This is a genomic window from Firmicutes bacterium HGW-Firmicutes-1, assembly GCA_002841625.1.
Lineage (GTDB): Bacteria > Bacillota > Clostridia > Lachnospirales > Vallitaleaceae > HGW-1.
Genome location: PHAG01000010.1, coordinates 60135 through 86815, shown reverse-complemented (window position 1 = coordinate 86815; position 26681 = coordinate 60135). Strand labels below are relative to the sequence as shown.

Here is a 26681-nt window from a genome sequence, read left to right as displayed (position 1 = left end):
ATGATTATATAAAAAAAGAGCCTATTTAGCTCTAGAATATATTATCATATCCTTACTTTAATTAGTCTCTTTTTCTATAGTATGCTTTGTATAGCATTATATTATGCATTAAATATTTCCATGGCCTGTGTTTTGACGCTTACTTTGGCCATTGCTCTTTAGGTACGTTTTGATAGATATCTTCTAATCTATGAAAACCCTTGTTCACGATAATATCCACCATATTGTCGTTTGTAACGATGAATACATCGTACATTATTCTAGGTACTTCATACGTGCCATCATCATATGTAGATTGGAAATTAATTTCCTTACCATTCGCTAAATCTATGGCAAGTCTTGCCGCACCTTCAGCCATATCTGTAATGGATTTATAAATAGTTGCTTTTTGAGTTCCTTCTACAATTCTTTGACATGCAGATAATTCAGCGTCATGGCCAATTACCACCACATCTCCCGCTTGTCTGTTTTCTGCTAGAACTCTTATAGCCGCTTCTGCAAAGCGATCATTTGCAGCAATGACACCATCGACCTTTTCACCGCTTTGGATAACTTCTTCCATAGAGGTATAGGCAATTTCTTCTCCCCAATCTTCACCCCAAACCTCTTTAATAATGGTAATATCCTTATTTTCTACTGCTTCATCAATTGCTTCATGAAAGCCCACATTATACATGATGCTATTATTATCCTTTAAGGATCCATTAATAATTACATAATTGCCTGTAGGAACATATTCTAGCATCGTTTCCCCCATTAATCTTCCCAATTTTTGATTATCAAAGGAAACATAAACATCTACATCCGCATTACTAATGCTTCTATCATACGCAATCACCTTAATTCCTTGGGCCTTTGCTCGTCTAACAACGTCTGACAATCCATCCTTATCATCTGGGTTAATGACTAGAACATCGACCCCTTCCTTCATCAGATACTCAATTTGTTTTATTTGAGTTTCCTTGTCTTCATTTGCTGTTTGTACAATAACCTCTGCACCTAGTTCTTTTGCTGTTGCTACAAATACGTCTCTATCTCTCTGCCACCTGTCAATCACAATAGAACTTAATGAGAACCCAATCACGATTCCATCATCTTTTTCAGACGGAAGGTTTTCCTTTGAATCTTTGTCCCCGAATAGAACCTTTACGAGGATTAATAGACCACATGCTACCACAATAAGTACTACCCAATTTCTTCCTTTCATCAGTAAATACCCCCTAGTATTTTGCTACTTTCTTAAATAATCTGTTGGTGAAACGCCAACAATCTTTTTAAAGAGCCGACTAAAGTAATTCGGATCATTGTACCCTACTTCAAAGCATACTTCCTTCATGGTCATTTGAGAGTTTTTAATCAATTCTTTTGCTTTTTCAATACGACTATTGGTTAAATATTCTATAAAATTAAACCCAGTTTCTTCCTTAAAAAGTTTACTAAAGTATTGTGGACTGACACTTACAACTCTTGATATTTCTTCTAAGGTTAATTCCTTACTATAGTGAATATCAATATAATTTTTTGCTTCTAGTACAGCTTTGCTCACTTTATTTTTATTCATTTCACTAATCCTAGAAACAAAGTATTTCACCTTTCTTATGCTCCATCTTTGCAGCTCTTCTTTATCTTGACCGATGATTTCTTCTAGATAAGAAGAGTAGTTGATCACCGTATCACTTTTCACATCCATTTCATATGCCTTTCTGTAGATCAAAACCATAATCTCAATACATTTATTGGGTTGATCATGTGTTGGAAGACAAGAAATAGCATCATAAATTTTATTCAAATAAACTAAAGTTTTTTCCTCATTCCCCGATTCAAAGGCCACCAACAATTCTTTTCCTATTGTATTGTATACGTCTAATTCCATTCGATTTTCATTTTTTACATCTTTAATATGCGTTACTGCTTGGCCATTGCTATCTCGAAGTGCTTTCAAAGCTTCTTCATATGAATAGGGCAATTCCTTTAAATGGTAATAGCCTCCTATACCAATATAACATTCAACCCCAGTCTTTTTCATAGCAGTTTCGGCTATGTATTCTGCCATTTCAATCGTTTCAAGCCTAAATTCATACTCATCTGAAGGATGGTCTTTCGAAACAAATACAATAATCCGATTTATAATCGCTGGCCCGACTAGGCATTTATATTTGAACTTTAAGCTATCTCGAATTAGGTTGTATGATTTTTGTAACTTCACACCTGAACCAATTTTATTTTTCAACGTGCTGCTATCATATTCTCCAAATTCAATTACTAAGAGATATCCCCCTTCTTCCTTTAATTCAAATAGCTCTTTGTATTTTGATATTTCATCTTCATAATCTCTATTCATGAGTATCGAGTATATAAACCCTTGTTCTAAAATAGGCAAAACATTTTGAAGCTTTTCCATGTTTTCAATTTCTTTTATACGCTTACTATGCTCTATCTCAAGGGTTTTGATTACTTCATTCAAAGCATCAATTAGTTTATATCTATTGATTGGTTTCAGCAAATAATCTTGAACACCTAAACCGACAGCCTCCTTGGCATACTCAAATTGTTCATATGCCGATAGTATAACAAATTTAATTTTACTGTTATGTTCAATAATTTCTTTAATAGCATCCACTCCATTGATTCCAGGCATTGTAATATCCATCAGCATAATATCTGGATTTAGTCTTATCGCGGCTTCTATTGCTTCTCTACCGTTCTTAGCAGTACCAATTATTTCCACATTTTCCATATTCTTTTCTACAATAAATTTCACTGCGTTAATTACAATTTCTTCATCATCTACTACAACTAATCTATATTTCATAACATTGCCTCCTCACAGATTGGAAGGTGAATTATTATTTTGGTTCCATTAGATTTATCACTGCTTATTTCAATTGCATCTTCATTCTGACTAAATAAACGTAACCGATGAATAACATTTGCTAGGCCAATTCCTGTAGTATGACTTTTTTTTGGCTTTTTAAAAAGATCTTCTTCGTTTGTATGATAGAGAACCTTATCAATATATTCTTGATCCATACCTACGCCATCGTCCTCAATAGTAATATGAACCATATCTGCATCCTTCTTTGTAGTAATACGAATAACGCCGCCTTCTTCGAGGTCTCCAATCCCATGGATACATGCATTTTCAACCAATGGTTGCAAGATAAGTGGTGGCATATTGATTTCATTAATGCCGTCTTCAATATCAAACTCAAACTTTAAAAACTCTCCAAACCTAACCTTTAAAAGCATAGCATATGCCTTAATATTATCTATCTCTTCTCCTAGCGTAACCGGCTTCTTCAAATTCTTAATGTTATATCTAAATATCGCAGACATATTTTCAAGAAATTCCGAAGTAACATCTGCACCTTCCATCATAGCCAACTGCACGCCAGTATTTATCGTATTGAATAAGAAATGGGGATTAATCTGAGACTGTAGAGCTTCAAGCTCCGCCTTATTCAACAAGCTTTGCATCTTAATATTTTGTAGCTCCTGATCCATAAGCTTAGCCTCTGTCTCTGCCTTGTTTTTAAGTTCTTCAATATAATTTTTTATATTTTCTCTCATTTTATTAAAGGCTGTTGCCATAACTTTAATTTCGTCTTCAGAATCTACCACAATTTCATCAATCTCAAAGTTCCCACTAGAAATTTCGTCTGCCGAATGAGCAAGCCTTATAATTGGCTCAGTCATCCTATACGTTAAAATAATGATGATTAATATTGAAAACAACATAACGTCAACAATTAATACAACATTTGTTTTTTGTAATTCTGATACTTTGTCTTTTACAATTTGATATCTTGTAGCATTTTCTTTAATTTGATTTAGTTGTATTTTTGCAATATATTCTTGAATATATCCCTCAATTTCAGTTGCTTTCGTATATGATTGGTTTGTTTCATCGTCGTTTCGACCCCTCTTTGCATTTATAGCAGAATCCGCATATGAAAAATAAACATAAATCATATTAGAAACATCAACAAACAGTAGTTGTGAGGGATTATAGCTCAAATCTCTATTTGTAGCTTCGATAACACCCTTAATTTCCTCACCAGACCTTTGAAAAGCAATAAAGCTATCTGAGCTTTTCACAGTTAAAAAATTTAATAAATTGTCATTTGCTTGAGATAATTTGTTAGAAATATCAACTAGATACAAATTTTTCTCATACATTTCATCCATTTGATTAAGGGATTGTTGAGACACATAAAACGTATAAATGGTTAGAAAGCTCAACAGGATTACTGTAGCAAAAAAATATGCTATCATTTTTGTTCTTATCGTAGCTATATTAAAAATTTTATCAATAAGAAGGTTTTTCAAGAGTCGTCACCTTCCTCTTTAAGTTTTTCAATATAATAATCTATATTTGTTTCATCAATCACATATATTCCTGTATCTTCAAAATCCGAAATACTACCTTCCTCTAAATATTTATAAGCAGACTCAATGCTTTGATAACCAATGCTTTTCGTATCACTTACCAATGATGCGTCAATGACATTCCGATCTATGAATTGTAATATATCATGATCATCACCATATCCAACAATCTTTATCTTTCCAACCATGTTCAAATCAACGATTGCCTCAGCAACACCAAGTGTTGTCTTGGCACTAGTGCAAAATATAACATTGATTCCCCGATGATCTCTAATAATTTCCTTTGCAATATCGCCTGCACCCAGTATACCTGTTGTGGATATATCAATTTTTTTAATGGTTAATTGTGGACTAGTAACCAAGCCATCTCGAACTCCTTCTTCTATTAAATTCTTAGAAGTATCAAAATTCTTTTCTTCTAATCCATCAAATATAATTGCCATTTCCCCTTTGCTATCAACCGCATTGGCAGCCAATTCACTCGCTCGCTTACCTAATTCATAAGAATTAACGCCTATAAAGCTCAATCTTTTACTCTTTGCTGAATCTTCAAAAATAGTTATTACAGGGATACCTTCATCAATTGCTTTGTTTATTTCATCAACAAACAACTCTTGATCTGTTACTTGAACAATAATACCATCTACTTTTGAAGCCACAGCAATTGCAATGTTTTTTATTTGTTGGTCAATATTTTCTCGTTTATATTCATTGATTTCTACAACGGAATTATAATCCTCACACGCTAAATTGACACCATTTATAAATGCCTTTCCTGATGAAAAGTTTAGTTCATTCGCAATAATCATAAAATGATATTGCGGCAACTTTTTATCCTTATTTTCCGAATTGGTTTCGTTAAGCTCATCACTAATTTCTGTTATATATTTTATTGATAAAACTGCGGCAATAATAAATATAGAAACTAGTGTTATGATAGCTATCTTTATTACGCTTTTCTTCATAGTCATCACCTTTATATAAGAATAAAGTGCTCAAGTGCTCGTCCCTACGTTCCATACCTTTTATACTATTCAATTCTTTATTCTATTCTTCTTCATGGAAAGTAAACTTTCCTACTGGGATAATAAAAGGGCGTGTTAATCGCCCTTTTTATAAATTCATTTTTCAAGCTAATTATTTGAACTATTACCCATAAATAGCTTAAGGCCATTATCGTAAGTTGTCTTAATCACTTCTTCCTCAGATATTTCTTTTAACTTTGCTATTGCTTTTACAACATATTGAAGGTTCCTTGAATCATTGCGCTTTCCTCTATTTGGCACTGGAGACAAGTATGGTGAATCCGTCTCAATTAATATGTTTTTTAGCGGGATTGCCCTTACTACTTCCTGTAAGGTTTTTGCATTGTCATAGGTTACAACGCCCCCTACTCCAATATAAAAACCCATATCTACATAAGCTTGAGCCATTTCTTTGCTCCCTGAAAAGCAATGGATTACGCCACCAACCTCATATCCTCTAGAGTCTTTTATGAGCTCATAGGTTTCTTTTGAAGCATCTCTACTATGAACAATAATCGGCAACCCAATATCCTTCGCAATGTTAATCTGTTCTCTAAACCATAGCCTTTGAACTTCTTTTGGAGAGTTTTCGTAATAATAATCTAAGCCAATTTCTCCTATAGCTACAACTTTATCATACGCAGACAAACCAATTAAGGTTTCTAAATCATCTTCTAACATTGCTCCTACATCATGAGGGTGTACCCCAACTGTTGCATATATAAAGTCATATTTTTTCGCAAGCTCTATGCAGTGTAAGCTAGATGCCATATTTGCAGCGACATTAATGACTTTAGTTATGTTTTGTTCCTTCACACTACTTAATATAGTATCTCTATCTTGCTCAAACTTTAAATCATCATAATGTGCATGACTTTCAAAAAACATTTTTTCACCCCTATTGCAACCTATTTTACAGTTGATCCTGTATTAATATCACCATCTACCGTTGCAAGCTTAAGATTGCCTTCTTCATCTGATGCTGCCAAGAGCATTCCTTCTGAAAGTACGCCTCTAAGCTTTACGGGTTTTAAATTCGTAATTACTAACACTTTTTTACCAATTAACTCTGCTGGTACGTAATTCTTAGCAATACCGGAAACAATTTGTCTCGTTTCATTGCCAACCTGAACCTTTGACACCAATAATTTATCAGAACCTTCTACTTTTTCACATTCAATAATTTCTCCAACTTTAATATTGATTTTGGCGAAATCATCTATAAGAATTGTCTCTTCGTCTTTTGTTGCAATTCCTTCTGATTTTGCTGCTATTCCTACATCCTGTTTCCCAGTCGCTTTCATAGCTTCATTTTCATTATTTATTTCTTCTAGCATTTTCTTTTCATCAATTCTTGCAAATAAAACCTCAGCAGTGCCAACTTTAGTTCCAGGCGTTGTTCCATCAAATGAATCTAGAGATTCTAGGCTAACATTTGTAGCATTAATTTGCTTTTGGATTTTTTCTGCTGTTTCTGGCATAAATGCACTCAATAAAACAGAGGCAAATCGAATACTTTCTATAAGGTTGAAAAGCACCGTAGCCAAACGTTCCTTATTGCTTTCATCCTTTGCCAATACCCACGGGCAGGTTTCATCTATATACTTATTGCTTCTTCTTAAGAGGGTCCAAATTTCATCTATAGACTCGGCCACCTTAAGGTCATCCATTTTGACTTCAACTTTACCTTTTAGAGATAATGCCATGTTAATTAATTCTTCATCAATAGCTTCTCCCTTACTTGGCGGCAAGATGATACCATCAAAGTACTTATGAACCATTGCAACAGTTCTATTCACAAGATTGCCAAGAATATTTGCTAAATCAGAGTTTATTCTTGCTATTAATAATTCATAGGTTAATGTGCCATCTTGAGCAAATGGCATTTCATGTAATACATAATATCTAACGGCATCTACACCGAAAAAATCAACTAGTTGTTTCGCATATATAACATTACCCTTAGATTTAGACATCTTATCCTCACCAACCATTAACCAAGGATGCCCAAAAACCTTTTTCGGTAACTCTACGTCTAAAGCCATTAGCATAATTGGCCAATAAATAGTATGAAATCTTAAAATATCTTTACCAATTAAATGTACATCAGCTGGCCAATAGCGATTAAATAGCTCGCCACTTTCTCCATTAGGATTATAGCCAAGTGCCGTTATATAATTTGATAACGCATCTATCCAAACATAAATTACATGTTTATCGTCAAATGAAACGGGAATACCCCAATTAAATGTAGTTCTTGAAACACACAAATCCTGTAAGCCTTGTTTAATAAAATTGTTAACCATTTCATTTTTTCTTGACTCCGGTTGAATAAAATCAGGATTATCTTCGATATGTTGCATTAACTTTTTTTCATATTTACTTAATTTAAAGAAATATGCTTCTTCGCTTGCCTTTTGTACTTGGCTACCGCAATCTGGACAATTGCCCTGAACAACTTGAGATTCTGTGAAAAATGATTCACAAGGTGTACAGTACCAGCCTTCATAGCTACCTTTATAAATATCACCTTGATCATATAATCTCTTAAAAATTCTACCAACGATATCTTCATGCTCTGCATCAGTAGTCCTGATAAATTTATCATAACTGGTATTCATAAAATCCCAAATGGTTTTTACTTCACCTGCAATTTTATCTACAAGCTCTTTTGGAGTTATGCCTTCTTGTTCTGCTTGTAATTGAATTTTTTGACCATGTTCATCTGTTCCAGTTAAAAAAAATACATCATAACCTGATAGTCTTTTAAATCTTGCTATACTATCTGTTAATACCGCTTCATAAGTATTTCCAATATGAGGGGTTTTGGATGTGTAAGCAATTGCTGTTGTAATATAGTAGGGTTTCTTACCCATTATCGTTCCTCCGTTCAAGCTTTCTTAAATCTTATCCATATTATATATTTAAACATATAAAAATGCAAAGTTTTTTGATGCTATATATTTATTTTATTGTGGGCTAATTTTAAGTATTTAAAGCCTTCTTTATATTTTTCTAAATGCATGTAGCACTTACTTAATTCTTCAAAAATAAGTTCTAACACACTGTTATTTGGCTTATCCTTGTAGTATATTATTGAATTTTCTAAATAACCAATCGCTTCTTTATAATGCTCTTTATAATAATAAGCAGAACCAATCATCATATAGTATCTTCCCTTGTTAAATTGATCTAAATCATCAACATTCAGGACCCTTATTCTTTTAATTACTTCGTCATAATTACCTTCTATAAAGCTGATGTAAATGCTTTGAATAACTCTAGATGATACCATTTTATTTACTATCAATTTAGCCTTTTCATCATATATATTTAAATCCTCGTCAGCATCAAGCTGGCTAACCACTTCTGCTAATTGGCTATAAACATTATATAAAATAACGTCCGACTCAAAGATCAATTCACTCTCATATGTTAATAGCTTGTCGTATATTTCCTTAGATGTACTAAAATCTCCAGCAGCTTTCGCGCTAATTGCAGCTTTCATACAACAATTCAAATAAATATTTCTAATTAGTTTCTTGCTTATCGTATTTGGACAGCTTTCAAAATGTGCTTCGATTTTATGAATACATTGCAAAAAAGATTGTTCCTCATAATCCTTAAGTAAATCTTCAATGAAGCCAATCTCTGTATTTAATTCCTTTACCACTTTCTGCCCCAAAGCCATCGTTTTTATCAACTCCCCAAATAAAATCTTGCTTGAAACCAACTTCAATATTTTCTACTTTAAGCTTATATATTAGTTACAACTATCTTATCACGCAGTTAAATAAAATACAACCCTTATGGGAAAGGTAAAGCATATAACCATAAGAGACCCTTTGCAATGTCTAAATCATAAATATTTTTCTGTTGACATTTGCAAAAACAAAATCTATAATTAAGATGGGGAAAAATTGGAAGTGATATATAACCGTTCATAAATTTCTCATTCTGAGATAATTTATATATACAAACATTATTCTATACAATCTAAAGGAGGTAATTCAATGGCAACAAAACGTAGCTACAATTTGAATGAAATTAGCCCAAAAAGCCCAATTTTATCTCAAATTCGTACAACAATCGAAACACCATTTTATGGCAACAATGTAATTCATGTAACTTCCTTAAAGGAAGCTTATCAATTAGCAGCAGGTTCACCGGGGACTGTTATTACAGATATGGCAGTTTATGAGCCAGAAGCTCAAGGCCTAGATGCTGACGCTAAGGTATTACTTTTCAATGATGGAGCAGTTTCTGGTCGTGCTGCTTCAGCAAGAAAAATTCTTGGGGAAGAAGGCGTAAGCGTACCTGAATTCGCTTTAAAGATTAGTGAAGCAATCTTTCAATCAAGATATAAAACAATGTATCATGCAGAAGTATTTGTAGGTCTAGATCCTGACTTCATGGTAAAAGCTCATCTTTTAATCCCTGAAGGTTATGAAAACATTATGTATTCATGGATGCTTAACTTCCAATACCTTAATGAAGAATATACAAAAATGTATAAAGCTTCAAAAGAATATAATCACGAAGGTGACATTTATATTTTCTCAGATCCTGATTGGTCACATGCTGATCATGCTATGGGTCTTACATTCTTTGATCCAAACCATAACTGTGCTGCACTACTGGGCATGAGATATTTTGGAGAACATAAAAAGGGTACTCTTACTCTTGGTTGGGCTTGTGCTAACAGAAATGGCTATGCTTCATGCCATGGTGGACAAAAACGTTATAACCTTGCTGATGGCAAAAAATACGTTGCAGGTGTATTTGGATTATCTGGTTCAGGTAAATCAACTATTACACATGCAAAACATAATGATAAATATGATATTACAGTATTACATGATGATGCATTCATCATTTCTACTGAAGATGGTTCATCTGTAGCTCTTGAGCCTGCTTATTTTGATAAAACTCAAGATTATCCAGCTTCAGACCCAGATAACAAATTCTTAATGACAGTTCAAAATAACGGCGCAACTGTTGATGAAGATGGTAGAGTTGTTATTGTTCCTGAAGACATCAGAAATGGAAATGGACGAGCTGTTAAATCAAAGCTTTGGTCACCAAACCGTTTAGACAAATTTGCAGAACCAATCAATTCTATTTTCTGGTTAATGAAGGATCCTACTCTTCCTCCAGTTATTAAGTTAAGTGGTTCAGCATTGGCTTCAGTTATGGGTGCTACACTAGCAACAAAAAGAACAACTGCAGAGCGTTTGGCTCCAGGAGTTGACCCTAATGCATTAGTAGTAGAACCATATGCAAATCCTTTTAGAACATACAAATTAGAAGATGATTTCAACAAGTTTAAACAACTATTTGAAAAAAACCATGTTGATTGCTATATCTTAAACACTGGCGACTTTATGGGCAAGAAAGTAACACCAGCCATTACATTAGGCGCATTAGAAGCTATCGTTGAAGGAAATACTAACTTCAAAAAATGGGGAACTTTCTCAGACATAGAAATTATGGAAGTTGAAGGCTTTGTTCCTAATATGAGCGACGCAGAATATGTTGGTCAATTAAAAGCTCGTATGCTTGACAGAGTGCAATATGTTGAATCAAGAGACACTGCTAAAGGCGGTTACGATAAATTACCAGCTGAAGCATTAGAAGCATTAAAAAAAGTTGTTAATGAATTAGCTTAATAACTTAAATGAAGCACTGAGGTTATTTTAATTAACCTCTAATCTTGAAACTTTAAAAACAAAACAAACACCACCAAAAACAGAAACGCAGCAAATAAATTATTTGTTGCGTTTTTGTTATATGCATTACTTTGAAATTTTATTAGCAACTGACGTCTCTTCTTTTAACGATTTCATTAATGCTATCATTGCAAACAGCATAACAAATGCAAACGGAAATGCTGCAACAATATTGGCCGTTTGTAAAACCTCTAACCCTCCTGCAAGCAACAACCCCAATGCTAGTAATGATTGAACTATACCCCATACAGCTTTATTCTTTGTCGAAGGGTTTGGATCTCCATTTGATGAGAACATTCCAAGTACAAATGTTGATGAATCTGCAGAGGTCACAAAAAATATAAAGAGCAAAACTACTGTCAGAAAGGATATCAAACCACTCATAGGATATTGTTCAATAATAGTGAAATATGCTGTTGGTATTGATTTAAGTGCTGATGTAGCTATGTTTTCACCCTGTGACATTCCTAACGTACCAAATATACAAAACCAGATAATGGATCCTATTACTGGAACAAATAACACTCCCATAATAAATTCTTTTATCGTCCTACCCCAAGATATTCTTGCAATAAATGTTCCTACAAAAGGTGTCCAAGCAATCCACCAAGCCCAGTAAAATATTGTCCAATTTCCTAACCACTCTTTATCACTAGATAAATAACCTATTGGTAGACTATCGCCTATAATATTTGACCCATAAGCAAATAAACCTCCCACTAAATTTCTGATTATTGTTAGCTTTGGTCCAACTATAATGGCCAAAATAACCAAGATAATCGATAACCATAAATTTATATTTGATAATAGCTTTATTCCTTTTTCTAGTCCTCTAATGGCGGAAGTCATAAAGCAAATAGTTGCTACAATAATAATGATAATTTGTACGGTTATATTTTCTGGAATATTGTAAAGCATATGTAAACCACTGTTAATTTGTAGTGTTCCTAAGCCTAAATCTGTGGCTATACCCGTTACTGTTGCAAATATTGCTAATAAATCAATCATAATACCCATCCATCCTCTGGCATTTTTTTCACCAATTAATGGAATGAAAATACTGCTAACTAAACCTGGATAGCCCTTTCTTAGTTGAAAATATGCAATTGCAAGGGCAAATAATGCATAGTTTGCCCACGCATGTAACCCCCAATGAAAAAAAGAATATCTTAGCGAAAGCATAATTGCTTCTTGAGATCCTGCTCCAGCCAACTCGTGTGGAGGACTCACAAAATGACTTAAAGGCTCTGCCACACCCCAAAAAATCAATCCTACTGCCATACCTGCACTAAAAAGCATTGCAAACCAAGAAAAAGTAGAAAATTGAGGTTTTGAATCATTACTCCCCAATTTGATATTTTTATATGGACTGAATATCAAATAAATACAGAAAATCAAAAATATTGATACTGATAGCAAGTACACCCATCCAAATCTAGAAATCAGTAGATTATAGGCTACGCTGGCTTTATCTCCTAGATTCTTTGGGAAGAAAATGCCCCAAAATGCGACAAACAAAATGATTATTATTGAGAACACAAAAACAATATGATTCCTTGAGATGAATAACTTCTTATTTTGCATCTTTCAATCCCCTTATTAAGTTTCCATTGAATCATCACAACACGATTAGTATAAAATAAAAAGCCATGGAGAATCTCCATGGCTTTCCCCTATTATTTAGGAATTCTTACTTAGGCTTATTTTGCATTTTTTCTAGAACTTTATCTACTTTTAACATTTTAAAGAAAGAAATTGCCACTATAATCAGTACAATCATTAGGGGGAAGGCAGCCACAATTGATGTAGTCTGAAGTGGTTTCAAGGCATTAAATAATAATAGGGAAATTGAAATTGCTCCTAATATTATCGCCCACAAGAAGGAATTCCATCTTGCTGGTTCTTCTGTTTCTTTAAGCTCTTTTGTAGTTACTGCTGCCAATGTAAATGCAATTGTAGTTTGGCCTGTAACCATAGAAATGAATGCTAATAGAATAAATGCAAAAAGCAAAATCATTCCAAGGGGTGCTGCAGCAATGGTCTCAACTACTGCCCAGGCTGGCCCGGATGTATTGAAAATGGAAATAACATCTAGAGCTCTACCCGGAAATAATTCTGGGTTGTTAAAGCTCAATTGTAATCCCATGGAGTAATTTCCTAAAATCGAGAAGAATATCCAGCAACCTAGAGATCCCCAAAAAACTGATCCTAGAACTACTTGTTTAATGCTTCTTCCTTTAGAAATTTTTGCTATGTATAATCCCATTGCTGGTGCGTAAACAACCCACCATGCCCAATAGAAAATAGTCCACCATTGCGGATGCTTTGACTGACCAACTGCATCTGTCCAAAAGCTCATATGTACAAATTCTTGTATCATTAATCCAACTGATGAAGTGGTTTGGTTGAGAATAAATACCGTATGTCCTCCTAGGACTAATAAAAATCCGAGTACACCAAATGCCAAATATATATTTAAATCGGATAATTTACGTATCCCTTTTTCAAGTCCTAAAAACACTGTAATTCCTATGGATAAAGTCCAAACTGTAATAATAATAAGTTCTAGCTCTCTAGTATGTGCGATACCTGTTAATTTACATATTCCTGCTGTTAACATTGGTGTGCCAAGTCCCATGGATGTTGTTACCCCACCAATTAAACCAAATACAAAAAACACATCAATTAGCTTACCTATCCAACCATCTACTCGATCACCTAAAAGCCCTCTACAAGCTTCTGATAATCTTAAAATAGGTTTCTTTCTTACATGGTAAGAATATGCAATTGCTACTGATATAACTGCATACATCGCCCAAGCTGAAGCTCCCCAGTGAAACATACCGTATGCAGAAGCCCATTCTGCTGCTTCCCACGATCCAACTTCTGCTCCAAAAGGTGGTGCTTGCCAATAATAAATCCACTCTATAGTTCCCCAATATAATAACGATGAGCCTGTGGATGCCGTGAATATCATGCCAATCCAGGAAAAGGTGGAAAAATCCGGCTTATCACCTGGTGATCCTAATATAACGTTTCCAAATTTACCAAAAATCAAATAAAGCGCACTACCAAAAGCCAATAGTGTAAACCAAATATATGTCCATCCCAATTCGTTCGTCATATAGTTAAAAACTGTATTAAGCTTAACAAGACTTTTCTCTGGGTTGAACACAAAATAAACTGCTAAAAATAATGTGATTAAAACAGAAGGCCAATATATTGCTTTGTCTATTTTTGGTCCTTCTTTAAATTTGGATAAAACTTTCATAATAACTTCCTCCTTTATATTTGCAATTTCATTATGATTGATGAAACTTGCTTTTAAGATTATTCTTCTAAATCTACTAGGTTAGGATAGTCACTAAATACCCCGTCTACTCCTAATTCTATACAATAGCTATATTCCTCTCGGCTATTCACTGTATATGGAAATATTGCATATCCCCTTTTCTTCGCTTCAATTACAAATTCTTTATCTAAATACTCAATAGCGGGGTGAATACTATATGGTTTTAATCGAGAGACCTCTAGCTGTGACCAAGGATCAAGCCAATACGCATAAATCAAAACACCAATTCGGATCGTCTCATTCATAGTTCTAACTTTTTTTAAGCTTACATGGTCAAAAGAAGAAATGATCACTTGGTCTTGAATTTTATGTTTTTCAATCAACTCTAGCACCCGTTCTTCAATATTTCCTCTTTCTCTTGCAATGTTTTTAATCTCAACATTTAATGTAACGTCTTCTGGTAACACACAAAGTACTTCATCTAGTGTAGGAATCTTTTCATCCTCATAGGCTTCACCAAACCACCCTCCTGCACTTAGACATTTCATATCTGCTAAGGTTGTATTTCTAACAGCTCCCTTTCCATTTGTAGTTCTATCCAAGGTATAATCATGAATAACAACTACCTCCTCATCCTTGCTTAGCTGAACATCAATCTCAACATGATTTAATCCCATTTCAATAGCTTTGTTAATTGCTGATATGGTATTTTCTGGTGCATAGACTGCTGTTCCTTTGTGTCCGATAATCATGATATTTCCTCCCTTAAAATGATTAAAATCATAACTCACTAAAATAAAATGAAGTAATTCCATTTATGTTATTAAACTCAATAATGAGTTGATCAACAAATTGATCCATAATTAATGCGTGGATGACAATATTCAAATCGTCATTCTCTTCCTCTAATAAACCTTTCTGTCCATAGCTAATATTAATGTCTCTTACATTAATTCTATATTTATCTAAAACCTTATGTACCTCTCGTATTTGCCCCGTTTGCTCTTTCATTCGTATGACGATTTCATAATTCATCATCTCTACTTTTATATCATCCATACATCTTAAATTGTGCATCACATAATATACGATTGCACTAATCATAATACTCGTAACATACATCCCCGCTCCAACCGTAAGACCAATACACGCTACAACCCATAAGCTTGCAGCAGTTGTTAACCCCTTTACAGAAAATTTATCGCGAATGATAGTTCCTGCGCCTAAAAATCCAATGCCGCTAATAACCTGTGCCCCTAGTCTTGCTGGATCAAAGTTGCCAAGGGTATGATAATTATTAAATATTTCGTAGGAAGTTATCATCACCAATGCTGAACCCATACATACTAGAGAATAAGTTCTAAGACCAGCGGGTCGGTTTTTGTTTTCTCTTTCCCAGCCAATTACACTTCCTATAATGCTTGCTAATAATATTGTAAACATATTCTGAAAGAAATTACCTGCATCCAGACTATAGTTTAAAACGCTTATGCTTGGCACCTTCATAACCACAATAAAGCCTGAGACCAATGTTAGTACAATTAAAATAATAAAGGCTGGTATTTTCCAAATATGAGTATTTTTAGAATTTGCATATGCTATTACTCGTTCACTTTTCAGTCTTTCATCTAATGCACCCTCAAATTTCATCACTTATCACCTAATTTCTTAATTTGTTCGAGTATATCATTTATCAAATTAAAAAAAAGAGCTAAGATTAACCTTTTGTAAGTTAATTTAACTCTTTTTTTGAAAATGGGTATTTCGATAGGCTTTTGGTGACATGTTTGTTTCCCGTTTAAATGCTACTGATAGTTGTTGGGAATGCGCATAATTTAGTTCTTCTGCAATATCACTTATTGATTTATTGGTCGTTTCTAATAATTTCTTGATTTCCTCAATCTTTAGCTCTTGTAGATATTGTGTAATGTTCTTTCCTGTTTCCTCCTTAAATATTCGAGATAGATATACCTTGTGAACACCTAGACGTTCCGCAATTTCATGCAAGCCAATTCCTTCTCTAAAATGTGCTTTTATTAAGCCTTGTGCTTGAATAACTCTTAGGGAATATAAAATTGTTTCCTTTGGATTATGGGCTTTCTCAATGTTTTGAATCACTATATGAAACCACTCTATAATATCTTCTATTGAATTGCTATCATCTAATTCATTCAGCGGTATGAAGTCTTTACCAAAAATCGTTTCGTAAGAAAAAGGATGGTCTTTAATATATTGAATAATGCTAGATATTATTCTTGCATTCACATATTTGATATAGTTATATTGCATAAAACCTTTTACATCCTCTTCATATATTGCCTTAATAGCTTCGAAAACTTTACTGTAATCTTCTGTAAGCAAAAGAGTATAAATCTTGTTCAAGCCTTCCTCCAACCTGTTTGGATTGAATTTTGTCATTTGGGTAAAGACAGTATTGTAAAATATGTTTTTATTTTCTCCTAAGAACACCCTATAGTGACATGCATTCTTCGCTTCTTCATAACGTAGTGTAATATCTTTATATCCATTAAAGCCTTTACTAATTCCAATCGTCAATTCGCAACCACAAAGTGTATTAATAATACTTCTAATTTTTAATGCCATCTTTTGACAATCATATATATATTTAATTTGACTCGCAATCTGATCAACCTCTAATAAAATAATAATTTGAGCTGGAGGCTTCCAGACTACATACTCTTTCTTTATACTGGTTTTACTTGTTAATTCTTTTTGAATATTACACATTAATTCGTTTTCATGTTCAAAAAGAGCACTTCCATACTGCTTATTCATTTCAAAAAAAACTACCATAAGCACATGAGATTCATTTTTTGAAACATCTATTTTTATTGGTTCTCCCTGGTCACTGGTATTAATCAACAATTCTTCTAAGGAACTAATTCGTGAATTTTGCTCAAATTCATTCTCGTATACATCAGCTTGTGCTGTAGATTCAGTAGCAGAATTGCTTCCTGCTTGTGATAATGCTTCTAATAAGTCCTCTTGTGTTAACATGTCTTTTATCAAATAGTCTTTCACTCCATATTTCATCGCTTCTCTCGCATACGAAAATTTTTCATGACAGCTTAACACAATTAGGGCTTGCCCAGGATTTGCTTTTTTAATTTCTTTAATTAAATCAATACCATTCATAACGGGCATTTGGATATCTGTTATAACGTAGTCAACCCTATTATTCATAATAAAATCTAATGCATCTTTTCCGTTTACAAATTCTTCAACGATCTCATATTCAGTTTTATCCCAATCAACAAAGGTTTTCAACATTTCTCTTGATGGCATTTCATCGTCTACGATTATTATAGATTTCTTCATTTTCGCTCCTTACTATCATGCTTTTCTATTGAGTTTTCTCAGAGGGATCGAGAAGGCAACAGTCGTTCCAATGTTTAAGGTGCTCGTAATAGTCAGTCGTGACTCAGCTCCAAATAGAAGCTTAAGTCTTTTGTCGATATTGTGAACGCCGATTTGATTAAATGAACTATCATTAGAAGCTTGCTTATTATTTAATATACTGTCAATTAGATCCTTTTCAATTCCTACACCATTATCCTCAATTTCAATAAATAAGTTTTCATCTTGGGCTTTCATTGTTATGAGTACTTTACCCTCCACTCCCTTTGGAATGATTCCATGATAAATGGCATTTTCTACAAGTGGTTGGAGGATCAACTTTGGTATTAAGTAGTCAAGTATGTCTTCTGGAATGGTATATTCAACCTTAAAGCTATAATCATACCTGTATTCAAGTATCTTAATAAAGCTATCTATACATAGTTTTTCTTCCTCTATTGTTATAAAATCCTTTTCAATAGACATATTAAAACGTAATAGCCTATTAAATGAAATTAACATTTCTAGTAAACCTTCTGTCTTATTCGCTTTTAATAAATATTGCATTGTATGCAATGTATTATGTATAAAATGAGGATTAATTTGAGAGTGCAACAAATCCAATTTTAATTGAACTGTTTCCACTTCTTTTTTCTTCTTTTCTTCTTGTTCATGATATATTTGTTCTATCAATTTTTGATGTTCATCCAGCATATTATTATAACCTTCTATGAGTGCTCTAATCTCATCATGGGTAGTTGGTACTAAGGGTTCTGGCCATTCACCTGATGCTAGTATGTCCATTGACTCCTTCAAATTTAATATAGGCTTTGTAATTTTTTTAGAAAATACAAAGGATGAAATAAGAATTATGATGATACTTAGAAACGCAATCCCATAAAAGTATTTCATAATTGTATTAATGTTTGTTTTCAGGTTATTATATTCCATAATACCGATCACTTTCCAGCCTGGATAAACCTCAAGATCTTTCTTAATAAAATAATAATCCTTTTTGTTGACATTAAAGATACCGCTTGAAGAATCTTTATCATTTATCTCTTTATACGCGATTGCTTTAGACTCTTCTTCTTCAATTTTATAAACTATATTGCCTTGTTTGTCAACAATATAGGCTGTATCAAACTCAGCTTTACATGCATTTTTAAATTTTTGAAACAAGGATTCAATCTTTACATTAATTAATATTGTTCCAATCGGTTGATAATCTTCCTTCGATATATAGGTTTCGAAATATGTAATTGTACTTTTACTTCCTTCCTCTGAATCTAGCTTACTCGGAAAGTTTGTAGGCAAAGAAAATGCTGAATAGGTCTTTAAACGATTGAAATTATGGAATTCTTCATAGTTTTCTACAATCTCTTTATAAGGTGACATCATATAAAACGGATCAAATATCTGATTATCTTTGTCAATCACAAAAATAGAATTTATAGCTACATCAGCATAGGCATATTCTCGAGTTATATTTGAAATTAACCGCATTTTTTCATACAGCTCTTCACTATTCGTAGTGTTTATATATAGATTCTTTTCAAGTTCCTGATTGTTTTTAATATTTTCGCTTAAATTAAATATATATTTAAGCTCTTCTTCTAAGTCACTCGTTATAATCTGCATCTTTTGTGCTGCTATCGTTTTTACCTCTTTAAGCATTGCATTCGAGAAAAATGATACCGTAATCGTACCTAAAATACTTATAACGCCAACAGTTAAAAGGGAAATGAAAAGAACAAATTTTATTCTCAAGTGTTTAATTCTCATTTATTGCTCCTTCAAGTATCCTCACTTCATCCAAAGCTTTTTGTGCTGAATTACGTGCTTCTTCTAACGCAATATCCGCAGGAATATTAAGAACTTCAACCTTTTCCGCCGCAATCTTTAAGGCCTCATAAATAGCACCTCCTGTAGGATCGTAACTGATATTGGTTGCTCTATTCATCTGTTCTAACGTGACTTTAAAGCTTGGATGCTTATCAATAAATTCAATGTATTCTCTACTTTCAATAGCCGATAATCTAACAGGTAGATACCCGGTTTCCATAGACCACTTGCTCGTTATTTCCGTGCTCGTAAAATATTTTATCCATTCAAAAGCTGCCGTTGCTTCCCGCTCTGGTGTAAAAACTGGAATACAAATTGTATGTGCATTGTATACCCCTAATGGATTCTCTTCATATCCTTCCCAATAAGGTTGAATATGTGCTCCTATAATATTAAAATCTATTTCTTTGAAATCTCCTGCAGAACCCGTATACCCCCCAGACCTTCCTTGTAGTACATCATCAATTGTTGCATACCAATACTGCCAACCCTCACCACCATAGTGTACTTTCATAATTTGATCCTCATGGATCCATATTCTAAATTGCTCCCAGGTTTCTATCCACGGTTCTTCAGCAATCAATACCCTTGTACCCTCTTCATTCAGAAGCTTTCCCCCACGATTAATTGTTGCATCAATCAGATTTTCTCTTCCCTGCATAGGTTCCCATCCATATACCAGTACTTCTTCTGCTGATTTTTTTGTTAGTTTTTTTGCTGCTGCCGCTAGGTCTTCCCAGGTATTTAATTGCTCAACGTAAATTCCCTCTTGTTCAAATAAGTCTTTTCTATAGTACATAACCTGTGTAGTCCCATAAATTGGCAACCCATATATTTGATCATCTACAACTACTTGGTTTAAAAACTTAGGAATAATATCGTCAATATTAAAGTCCTCGCTTTTTTCAATTAAATCGTCAATCGCCCTGATTCCACCTTTTTCAGTAACTTTATACATCTGGTAATCTTCAAGAAGAACAACGGATGGTCCTTTCCCTTTTGCAAGTGCTGTTTCTAATGCTTTAGCCGTCACGTCATAGCTGTCAAAGGCTACCCCCTTTACAACATATTCTTTTTGGCTCTCATTGAAGGCTTGAATGTAATCTTCCATCGTATCTCCTTGCACCCCAGTTAAACCAAACCAAAACTCAATTTCTATAGGTTGCGTTTCCTCAGTCTTTTGCAGAATATCAGCCTTATTGCACGATATCATCAATAAGCTAATACAAATGAGAACAAATAGGATTGTTTTTTTCATAACTTTTCACCCCTTCTAATGAAATTCCGACGTATTCTACAATCTTTATTCATCATCATACCACATTCATATTTAACCCTCAATTATAATTTTTTCATTCAAATGTATTGCACCTTCTTAATACATAAAAAAATCCCCTCTACTTATTGTTAGAGCGGGGATTCTTATGAAAGCAATGGAAATTGAGTATTTGTTACTAGAAGTGCTATTTGTGTATCTATTTCTGTATTTATTCTTGTTTATTGATGCTTGTTGTTGCCTATTGTAGGTAGTAAAGTAGAAAAATATTCGTTAATTGAATTTAACATTTTCAACAATACCTTTTCTTCCTCTTCATCCATTTGTTTCTTTATTTCTATAATCATTTTTTCGTGAAACAGCTCATGGTGCTTATATGCCTTTTGGCCCTTTGGAGTAAGACAAATAAGAACAACCCTTCTATCTTTAATGCTTCTTGTTCTTTTAACATATTCTTTTTTTACTAGATTATTGATTGCAATGGTCAACGTTCCCATAGTAACACCTAAATCCTTTGCGACTGATGACATGTTTCTTGAGCTATCATAACTGATTGCTTCGATAACATGCATGTCTGTTATTGATATATCTTTATATTCGTCATTAATCAATACATGCTCTTCAATTTTAAGAATATCATTAAACATTTTGACTAATAAATGGTTCAAGGAATTCTGCATATCATTCAAGTTAATCACCTTATATATTTTGATAATCAAAGTATATACCAAATGCTTTTTATTGTCAAATCAAAATACACGATATGTAATGATTACCGATGCGATTATGCCCACTAAGGTTACTAAAAGCGCGCCAAATAAGGTATAGCGTGTCTTTTTAATATTAATGGACATGAAATAAATAGTCATTGTATAAAATATTGTTTCTGTACAGCCCATCATTATTGACGTCATACGACCTACTAAGGTATCTGGTCCATACGTTTTAAAGATATCTAAAACCAATCCTGTCGTAGCAGACGCAGAAATAGTCCTCATCATTGCTATTGGAAGTAATGCCGCTGGAAATCCTAGTTTATCAGTAATAGGTTTTAATGACGTTGTTAGAAACCCTAAAAGTCCTGATCTACTAACAATACCTACCGCAACCATTAACCCAATCAAGGTTGGCAAAATATCAACTACAATTTTAATGCCCTCCTTTGCTCCTTCAATAAAGGTATCAAAGACGGGTACTTTTTTTGAAATACCTATACAAATGATTGTTACAAAAATAAGTGGAATCATAATATCCGAGAACAGCATGAGCATTTTCAATGGGATTTCACCTTCATCATAAATTTACAAAATAGTATACCTGCAACGGTAGAAACAATAGTAGCAATTAGAGATGGACCTATGATCTCAGTGGGATTCGCAGATCCAAATTGTGTTCTATACGCAATCATATTTATTGAAATAAGTTGAACCGATGAAATGTTAATAATTAAAAATGTACACATTTCGATACTTGCTACTTCCTTATCTTTGTTTAACTTTTGCAACTCTTTCATAGCATTCAACCCGGCTGGTGTTGCTGCCCACCCTAGTCCTAGCATATTCGCTATCAAATTGGTGGCAATATGCTTCCTTGCTAGGTGCCTCTCTGGAATATTAGGAAATAGAAATTTCAAAATGGGAGACATATACCGAGTCAAGGCCTGAATTACGCCAGCCCGTTCAGCAATCTTCATAAGTCCAGTCCACATAGCAATAACGCCAATTAAAGTCACACCTAACGCCACAGCTGCTTTAGCTTCTTCAATTGCACCTTGTGTTACTTGCCCTAACGTACCCGTCACGGAACCATAGAGCACCCCAACTATGATCAATATGGCCCACAAATAATTTATCATGTTAATACACCATAGATTTTTTATATGTATATGGCTTTTTCCTATAATTAATGTCTATTAATTGATTTTAGAACTGATATACCAAAAGGCAAAAAAAAGACACAAGGCAAAGTGCCTTATGTCTTTTATATCTTTTTTTACTTAATTTTATTGAGCTAATTTCTTGTAAGCTAAGTATTTTTCTTTCGCATCAGCTTCCGCTTTTGCGAATAAATCTTTAGCTATATCTGGGAAAGATTTTTCTAATGTAGTGTATCTCGTTTCACTCTTAATGAAGTCTACAAATGATAATGTAGGTTCTTTTGAATCAAGAACGAAAGGATTTTCCCCTGTAGCTTTTCTAGCTGGGTTGAATCTGTATAAATGCCAGTAACCAGATTTAACTGCTAAATCTTCTTGCTCTTGTGTTTTACCCATACCACCTTTAATACCGTGGTTGATACATGGTGCATACGCTAAGATTAAGGATGGACCATCATGTTTTTCAGCTTCAATAATTGCTTTTAAGAATTGATTTTTGTCTGATCCCATAGCTACTTGTGCTACATATACATAACCATAAGTTGCTGCGATCATACCTAAATCTTTTTTCTTCATGTTTTTACCAGCAGCAGCAAACTTCGCAACTGCACCAATTGGTGTAGATTTTGATGCTTGACCACCTGTATTAGAGTAAACCTCTGTATCATATACCAATACATTCACATTTTCTCCAGAAGCCAATACGTGGTCTAAACCGCCGTATCCGATATCATATGCCCAACCATCTCCACCAATAATCCAAACAGATTTTTTAACAAGGTGGTCTTTGTTCGTTAATGCTTTTGCAGCTAGTGCATTCGTTGAAGCAACTGCAGTTAATGTTTTAAGAACATCCGCTTCTTTTGCTTTACATGCATCAACATCATCAACTGTTTCTAAGTAACTAGCTACAGCTGTTTTTGTTGCGGCATCAACATCAGATGCAGCAAGTGCAGCTAGGTCTTCAAGTAGAACATTTCTCATATTCTTAGAAGCAACTGCCATTCCATAACCATATTCTGCATTATCTTCAAATAGTGAGTTCGCCCATGCTGGACCTCTTCCATTTTGGTTTTTACAATATGGTGTTGAAGGTGCAGAACCACTCCAGATTGATGAACAGCCTGTAGCGTTTGCAACGATCATTCTATCTCCAAATAATTGAGTAATTACTTTTCCATAAGGTGTTTCTCCACAACCTGCACAAGCTCCTGAGAACTCAAGTAATGGTTGTTGGAATTGGCTACCCTTAATCGTTAATTTATTTTCAAGATTATCTTTTACTGGAAGTGATACTGCATATTCCCAGCTCTCAATTTGATCTCTTTGAGAAGCAATTGGCTTCATAACCAATGATTTTACTTTTGAAGGACAGATATCAGCACAATTACCGCAACCTGTACAGTCTAGCGTACTTACTTGAATTTTGTAATGTAAACCTTCTAATGCTTTTCCAGCAGCTTTTTTAGTAGCAAAGTTAGCTGGTGCATTTTTAACTTCTTCATCTGTTAATAAGAAAGGTCTAATTGCAGCATGTGGGCAAACAAATGAACATTGATTACATTGAATACAGTTGTCAATTTGCCATTCTGGTACATTAACCGCAATACCTCTTTTTTCATAAGAAGCTGTTGCTTGTGGCCATGTTCCATCTTCACCACCAACAAATGCACTTACAGGTAACAAGTCACCTTCTTGTCTGTTAATTGGCTCCATGATGTCTGTGATAAATGCTGGTTTGTTGCTTGTTGCAGCTACTTCTGTTTCTGTTTCATTTGTCCAGCTTGCTGGAACTTCAATATTAACAATCGCGTTGATACCTTGATCAACAGCTTTTGTATTCATATCTACAATCTTTTGGCCTTTTGAACCGTAAGATTTTTCAATTGCTTTGTATATAAATTTAACCGCATCATCAAGTGGAATAACTTCTGATAATTTGAAGAAGGCTGCTTGCATAACCATGTTTGTTCTGTTTCCAAGACCAATTTCTTCAGCAATCTTAGTTGCATTAATTATGTAAAATTTCACATTTTTGTCTGCTAAGCTTTTTTTCATTTTAGCTGGAAGTTGTGCTACCACTTCTTCAGCTGATGCTACTGTATTAAGTAAGAATGTACCATTCTTTTTAATACCACTTAACAAATCATATTGATGAACATATGCTTCATTTGAACATGAAATGAAATCAGCTTCATTTACTAAATAAGTAGACTTAATCATGGATTTACCAAATCTTAAATGAGAAATTGTAACTCCACCTGATTTTTTACTGTCATAAGAGAAGTATCCTTGTGCATACATATCAGTATTGTCACCAATGATTTTGATAGCATTTTTATTTGCTCCAACTGTACCATCAGATCCAAGACCCCAGAACTTGCAAGTAATTGTTCCCGCTTTTGCAGTATTAATCATTTCGTCAAGTGCAAGAGATGTATTTGTAACGTCATCAACAATACCAATTGTAAAGCCTTTTTTAGGTTTGTCTGCTTTTAAGTTTTTAAATACTGATAAGATTTGTGATGGTGTAGTATCTTTTGAACCTAAACCAAAACGTCCACCTACGATTATAGGTGCATTTTCTTTTCCGTAGTATAAACTTTGAATATCTAAGAAAAGAGGTTCTCCAATTGAGCCTGGCTCTTTACATCTATCTAATACCGCAATTTTTTTCACTGTTTTAGGTACTACATTGAAGAAATATTTTTCTGAGAAAGGTCTGTATAAATGGACTTTAATAACTCCAGTTTTTTCACCTTTTGCTGCTAAGTAGTCAATTGTTTCTTCAATAGCTTCTGTAACTGAACCCATTGCAACAATGATGTTTTCTGCATCAGGAGCACCATAATAATCAAATGGTTTATAGGATCTTCCGATTAATTTACCCATTTCGTCCATATAATTCGCAACAATATCAGGAATATTATCGTAAAATGTATTGCTTGCTTCTTTTGCTTGGAAGAAAATATCTGGATTTTGAGCTGTACCACGAGTAACTGGGTGGTTAGGGCTTAATGCTCTTTCTTTAAATTCTTGTAACGCTTCTCTATCTAACAATTGATCAAATACACTGTAATCGATCATTTCGATTTTTTGTATTTCATGAGATGTTCTAAAGCCGTCAAAGAAATGAATAAATGGCATTCTTCCTTTTATTGCTGCTAAATGCGCAATCCCTGCAATGTCCATAACTTCTTGAACACTACCAGAAGCTAAAAGCGCACAACCTGTTTGTCTTGCAGACATCACGTCTGAATGATCACCAAAGATAGATAATGCATGACCTGCAATAGCTCTAGCAGTTACATGGAAAACACCCGGAAGAAGTTCTCCAGCAATTTTATACATGTTTGGAATCATAAGAAGTAAGCCTTGAGAAGCTGTAAATGTAGTTGCTAATGCACCTGCTGCTAAAGCACCATGCATTGCACCTGCTGCTCCACCTTCAGATTGAAGCTCGGAAACTTGTACTTTTTGACCGAAAATATTTCTTTTGTCATGTGCTGCCCATTCATCAACGTTTTCAGCCATGTTTGATGATGGTGTAATTGGATATATTGCAGCAACTTCTGTAAATGCATAGGCAACATGAGCCGCAGCTGTATTGCCATCAATTGTTTTCATAATTTTAGACATAATTAACCTCCTTAGGAAAATAAGTAAATGAATTTTAACTCTCGTCTTATAATTATAACATATTATTCTGGTAAGTAATGTTTTTTTTTTAGTACTTAGTGATTTTTTTAACCAAGGAAAATCGGCTATTGAAACTTAAAATTCTGGTTTACAATATGCCGCTTTTCCCAATTTCTTTTGCAGAACTTTCATCGTAATAGGAAAATCGGCTATTGAGACTTAAAATTCTCGCTTACTTTATGCCGCTTTTCCC

General features: G+C 33.9%; 19 protein-coding genes. 1 reads left to right on the top strand and 18 read right to left on the bottom strand.

Annotated features, from left to right (window positions below):
- Nucleotides 1-139 precede the first annotated feature (139 nt).
- From xylF to CVU84_13165, 7 genes are all read right to left on the bottom strand, one after another.
- Entirely contained in the window at nt 140-1207 is a 1068-nt protein-coding gene (xylF, locus tag CVU84_13195) for a D-xylose transporter subunit XylF (GenBank protein ID PKM93861.1), read from the bottom strand.
- Between the two features lie 24 nt (nt 1208-1231).
- On the bottom strand, nt 1232-2812 hold the full coding sequence (locus CVU84_13190) for a hypothetical protein (protein PKM93860.1): 1581 nt from the start codon (nt 2810-2812) through the stop codon (nt 1232-1234).
- A complete protein-coding gene (locus tag CVU84_13185) occupies nt 2809-4329 on the bottom strand; it encodes an ATPase (GenBank protein PKM93859.1) in 1521 nt (506 codons plus the stop codon). Before CVU84_13185 ends, CVU84_13190 begins: the two co-directional genes overlap by 4 nt.
- Nucleotides 4326-5360, bottom strand: a complete 1035-nt coding sequence (locus CVU84_13180) for a hypothetical protein (GenBank protein PKM93858.1) — start codon at nt 5358-5360, stop codon at nt 4326-4328. Before CVU84_13180 ends, CVU84_13185 begins: the two co-directional genes overlap by 4 nt.
- A 162-nt stretch (nt 5361-5522) precedes the next feature.
- Nucleotides 5523-6302: a hydrolase TatD gene (locus CVU84_13175; GenBank protein PKM93857.1), complete on the bottom strand. Its 780-nt coding sequence runs from the start codon at nt 6300-6302 to the stop codon at nt 5523-5525.
- 20 nt (nt 6303-6322) lie between these two features.
- The gene (locus CVU84_13170) at nt 6323-8290 is read right to left on the bottom strand and encodes a methionine--tRNA ligase (GenBank protein ID PKM93856.1); all 1968 of its coding nucleotides are present in this window, start codon (nt 8288-8290) and stop codon (nt 6323-6325) included.
- A gap of 80 nt (nt 8291-8370) precedes the next feature.
- Nucleotides 8371-9105: a hypothetical protein gene (locus tag CVU84_13165; protein PKM93855.1), complete on the bottom strand. Its 735-nt coding sequence runs from the start codon at nt 9103-9105 to the stop codon at nt 8371-8373.
- 322 nt (nt 9106-9427) lie between these two features.
- Between CVU84_13165 and CVU84_13160 the strand changes: the two genes are divergently transcribed.
- Nucleotides 9428-11083, top strand: a complete 1656-nt coding sequence (locus tag CVU84_13160) for a phosphoenolpyruvate carboxykinase (protein PKM93854.1) — start codon at nt 9428-9430, stop codon at nt 11081-11083.
- A gap of 126 nt (nt 11084-11209) precedes the next feature.
- Here CVU84_13160 and CVU84_13155 read toward each other — a convergent pair whose 3' ends face one another.
- The 11 genes from CVU84_13155 to nifJ form a co-directional block, all read right to left on the bottom strand.
- Nucleotides 11210-12706: a choline transporter gene (locus tag CVU84_13155; protein ID PKM93996.1), complete on the bottom strand. Its 1497-nt coding sequence runs from the start codon at nt 12704-12706 to the stop codon at nt 11210-11212.
- Between the two features lie 127 nt (nt 12707-12833).
- Nucleotides 12834-14414, bottom strand: coding sequence for a choline transporter (locus CVU84_13150; protein ID PKM93853.1), 1581 nt, complete (start codon nt 14412-14414; stop codon nt 12834-12836).
- Between the two features lie 59 nt (nt 14415-14473).
- Complete coding sequence (locus tag CVU84_13145; protein PKM93852.1) at nt 14474-15250, bottom strand: glycerophosphodiester phosphodiesterase; 777 nt, start codon at nt 15248-15250, stop codon at nt 14474-14476.
- Nucleotides 15216-15878 carry a methyltransferase gene (locus CVU84_13140; GenBank protein PKM93995.1) on the bottom strand — a complete coding sequence of 221 codons (663 nt, stop codon included), beginning with the start codon at nt 15876-15878 and terminating at the stop codon, nt 15216-15218. Before CVU84_13140 ends, CVU84_13145 begins: the two co-directional genes overlap by 35 nt.
- 294 nt (nt 15879-16172) lie before the next feature.
- The gene (locus CVU84_13135; GenBank protein PKM93851.1) at nt 16173-17774 is read right to left on the bottom strand and encodes a hypothetical protein; all 1602 of its coding nucleotides are present in this window, start codon (nt 17772-17774) and stop codon (nt 16173-16175) included.
- A 15-nt stretch (nt 17775-17789) separates the two neighbouring features.
- Nucleotides 17790-19577: a hypothetical protein gene (locus tag CVU84_13130; protein ID PKM93850.1), complete on the bottom strand. Its 1788-nt coding sequence runs from the start codon at nt 19575-19577 to the stop codon at nt 17790-17792.
- Nucleotides 19567-20895, bottom strand: a complete 1329-nt coding sequence (locus CVU84_13125; protein PKM93849.1) for an ABC transporter substrate-binding protein — start codon at nt 20893-20895, stop codon at nt 19567-19569. The genes CVU84_13130 and CVU84_13125 overlap by 11 nt, the downstream gene beginning before the upstream one ends.
- A 239-nt stretch (nt 20896-21134) precedes the next feature.
- Nucleotides 21135-21593, bottom strand: coding sequence for a MarR family transcriptional regulator (locus CVU84_13120; protein PKM93994.1), 459 nt, complete (start codon nt 21591-21593; stop codon nt 21135-21137).
- Between the two features lie 69 nt (nt 21594-21662).
- On the bottom strand, nt 21663-22190 hold the full coding sequence (locus tag CVU84_13115) for a spore maturation protein (protein PKM93848.1): 528 nt from the start codon (nt 22188-22190) through the stop codon (nt 21663-21665).
- Nucleotides 22187-22768 carry a nucleoside recognition protein gene (locus CVU84_13110; protein ID PKM93847.1) on the bottom strand — a complete coding sequence of 194 codons (582 nt, stop codon included), beginning with the start codon at nt 22766-22768 and terminating at the stop codon, nt 22187-22189. The genes CVU84_13115 and CVU84_13110 overlap by 4 nt, the downstream gene beginning before the upstream one ends.
- Nucleotides 22769-22915: 147 nt before the next feature.
- On the bottom strand, nt 22916-26428 hold the full coding sequence (gene nifJ / locus CVU84_13105) for a pyruvate:ferredoxin (flavodoxin) oxidoreductase (protein ID PKM93846.1): 3513 nt from the start codon (nt 26426-26428) through the stop codon (nt 22916-22918).
- Nucleotides 26429-26681 lie beyond the last annotated feature (253 nt).

What these genes read in the sequence shown, in the direction of transcription:
- xylF (PKM93861.1), bottom strand. Translation starts at nt 1,207, where the DNA reads ATGAAAGGAAGAAATTGGGTAGTACTTATTGTGGTAGCATGTGGTCTA.
- CVU84_13190 (PKM93860.1), bottom strand. Translation starts at nt 2,812, where the DNA reads ATGAAATATAGATTAGTTGTAGTAGATGATGAAGAAATTGTAATTAAC.
- CVU84_13180 (PKM93858.1), bottom strand. Translation starts at nt 5,360, where the DNA reads ATGACTATGAAGAAAAGCGTAATAAAGATAGCTATCATAACACTAGTT.
- CVU84_13175 (PKM93857.1), bottom strand. Translation starts at nt 6,302, where the DNA reads ATGTTTTTTGAAAGTCATGCACATTATGATGATTTAAAGTTTGAGCAA.
- CVU84_13170 (PKM93856.1), bottom strand. Translation starts at nt 8,290, where the DNA reads ATGGGTAAGAAACCCTACTATATTACAACAGCAATTGCTTACACATCC.
- CVU84_13165 (PKM93855.1), bottom strand. Translation starts at nt 9,105, where the DNA reads ATGGCTTTGGGGCAGAAAGTGGTAAAGGAATTAAATACAGAGATTGGC.
- CVU84_13160 (PKM93854.1), top strand. Translation starts at nt 9,428, where the DNA reads ATGGCAACAAAACGTAGCTACAATTTGAATGAAATTAGCCCAAAAAGC.
- CVU84_13150 (PKM93853.1), bottom strand. Translation starts at nt 14,414, where the DNA reads ATGAAAGTTTTATCCAAATTTAAAGAAGGACCAAAAATAGACAAAGCA.
- CVU84_13145 (PKM93852.1), bottom strand. Translation starts at nt 15,250, where the DNA reads ATGGAATTACTTCATTTTATTTTAGTGAGTTATGATTTTAATCATTTT.
- CVU84_13140 (PKM93995.1), bottom strand. Translation starts at nt 15,878, where the DNA reads ATGTTTACAATATTATTAGCAAGCATTATAGGAAGTGTAATTGGCTGG.
- CVU84_13135 (PKM93851.1), bottom strand. Translation starts at nt 17,774, where the DNA reads ATGAAGAAATCTATAATAATCGTAGACGATGAAATGCCATCAAGAGAA.
- CVU84_13130 (PKM93850.1), bottom strand. Translation starts at nt 19,577, where the DNA reads ATGAGAATTAAACACTTGAGAATAAAATTTGTTCTTTTCATTTCCCTT.
- CVU84_13125 (PKM93849.1), bottom strand. Translation starts at nt 20,895, where the DNA reads ATGAAAAAAACAATCCTATTTGTTCTCATTTGTATTAGCTTATTGATG.
- CVU84_13120 (PKM93994.1), bottom strand. Translation starts at nt 21,593, where the DNA reads ATGCAGAATTCCTTGAACCATTTATTAGTCAAAATGTTTAATGATATT.
- CVU84_13110 (PKM93847.1), bottom strand. Translation starts at nt 22,768, where the DNA reads ATGATAAATTATTTGTGGGCCATATTGATCATAGTTGGGGTGCTCTAT.
- nifJ (PKM93846.1), bottom strand. Translation starts at nt 26,428, where the DNA reads ATGTCTAAAATTATGAAAACAATTGATGGCAATACAGCTGCGGCTCAT.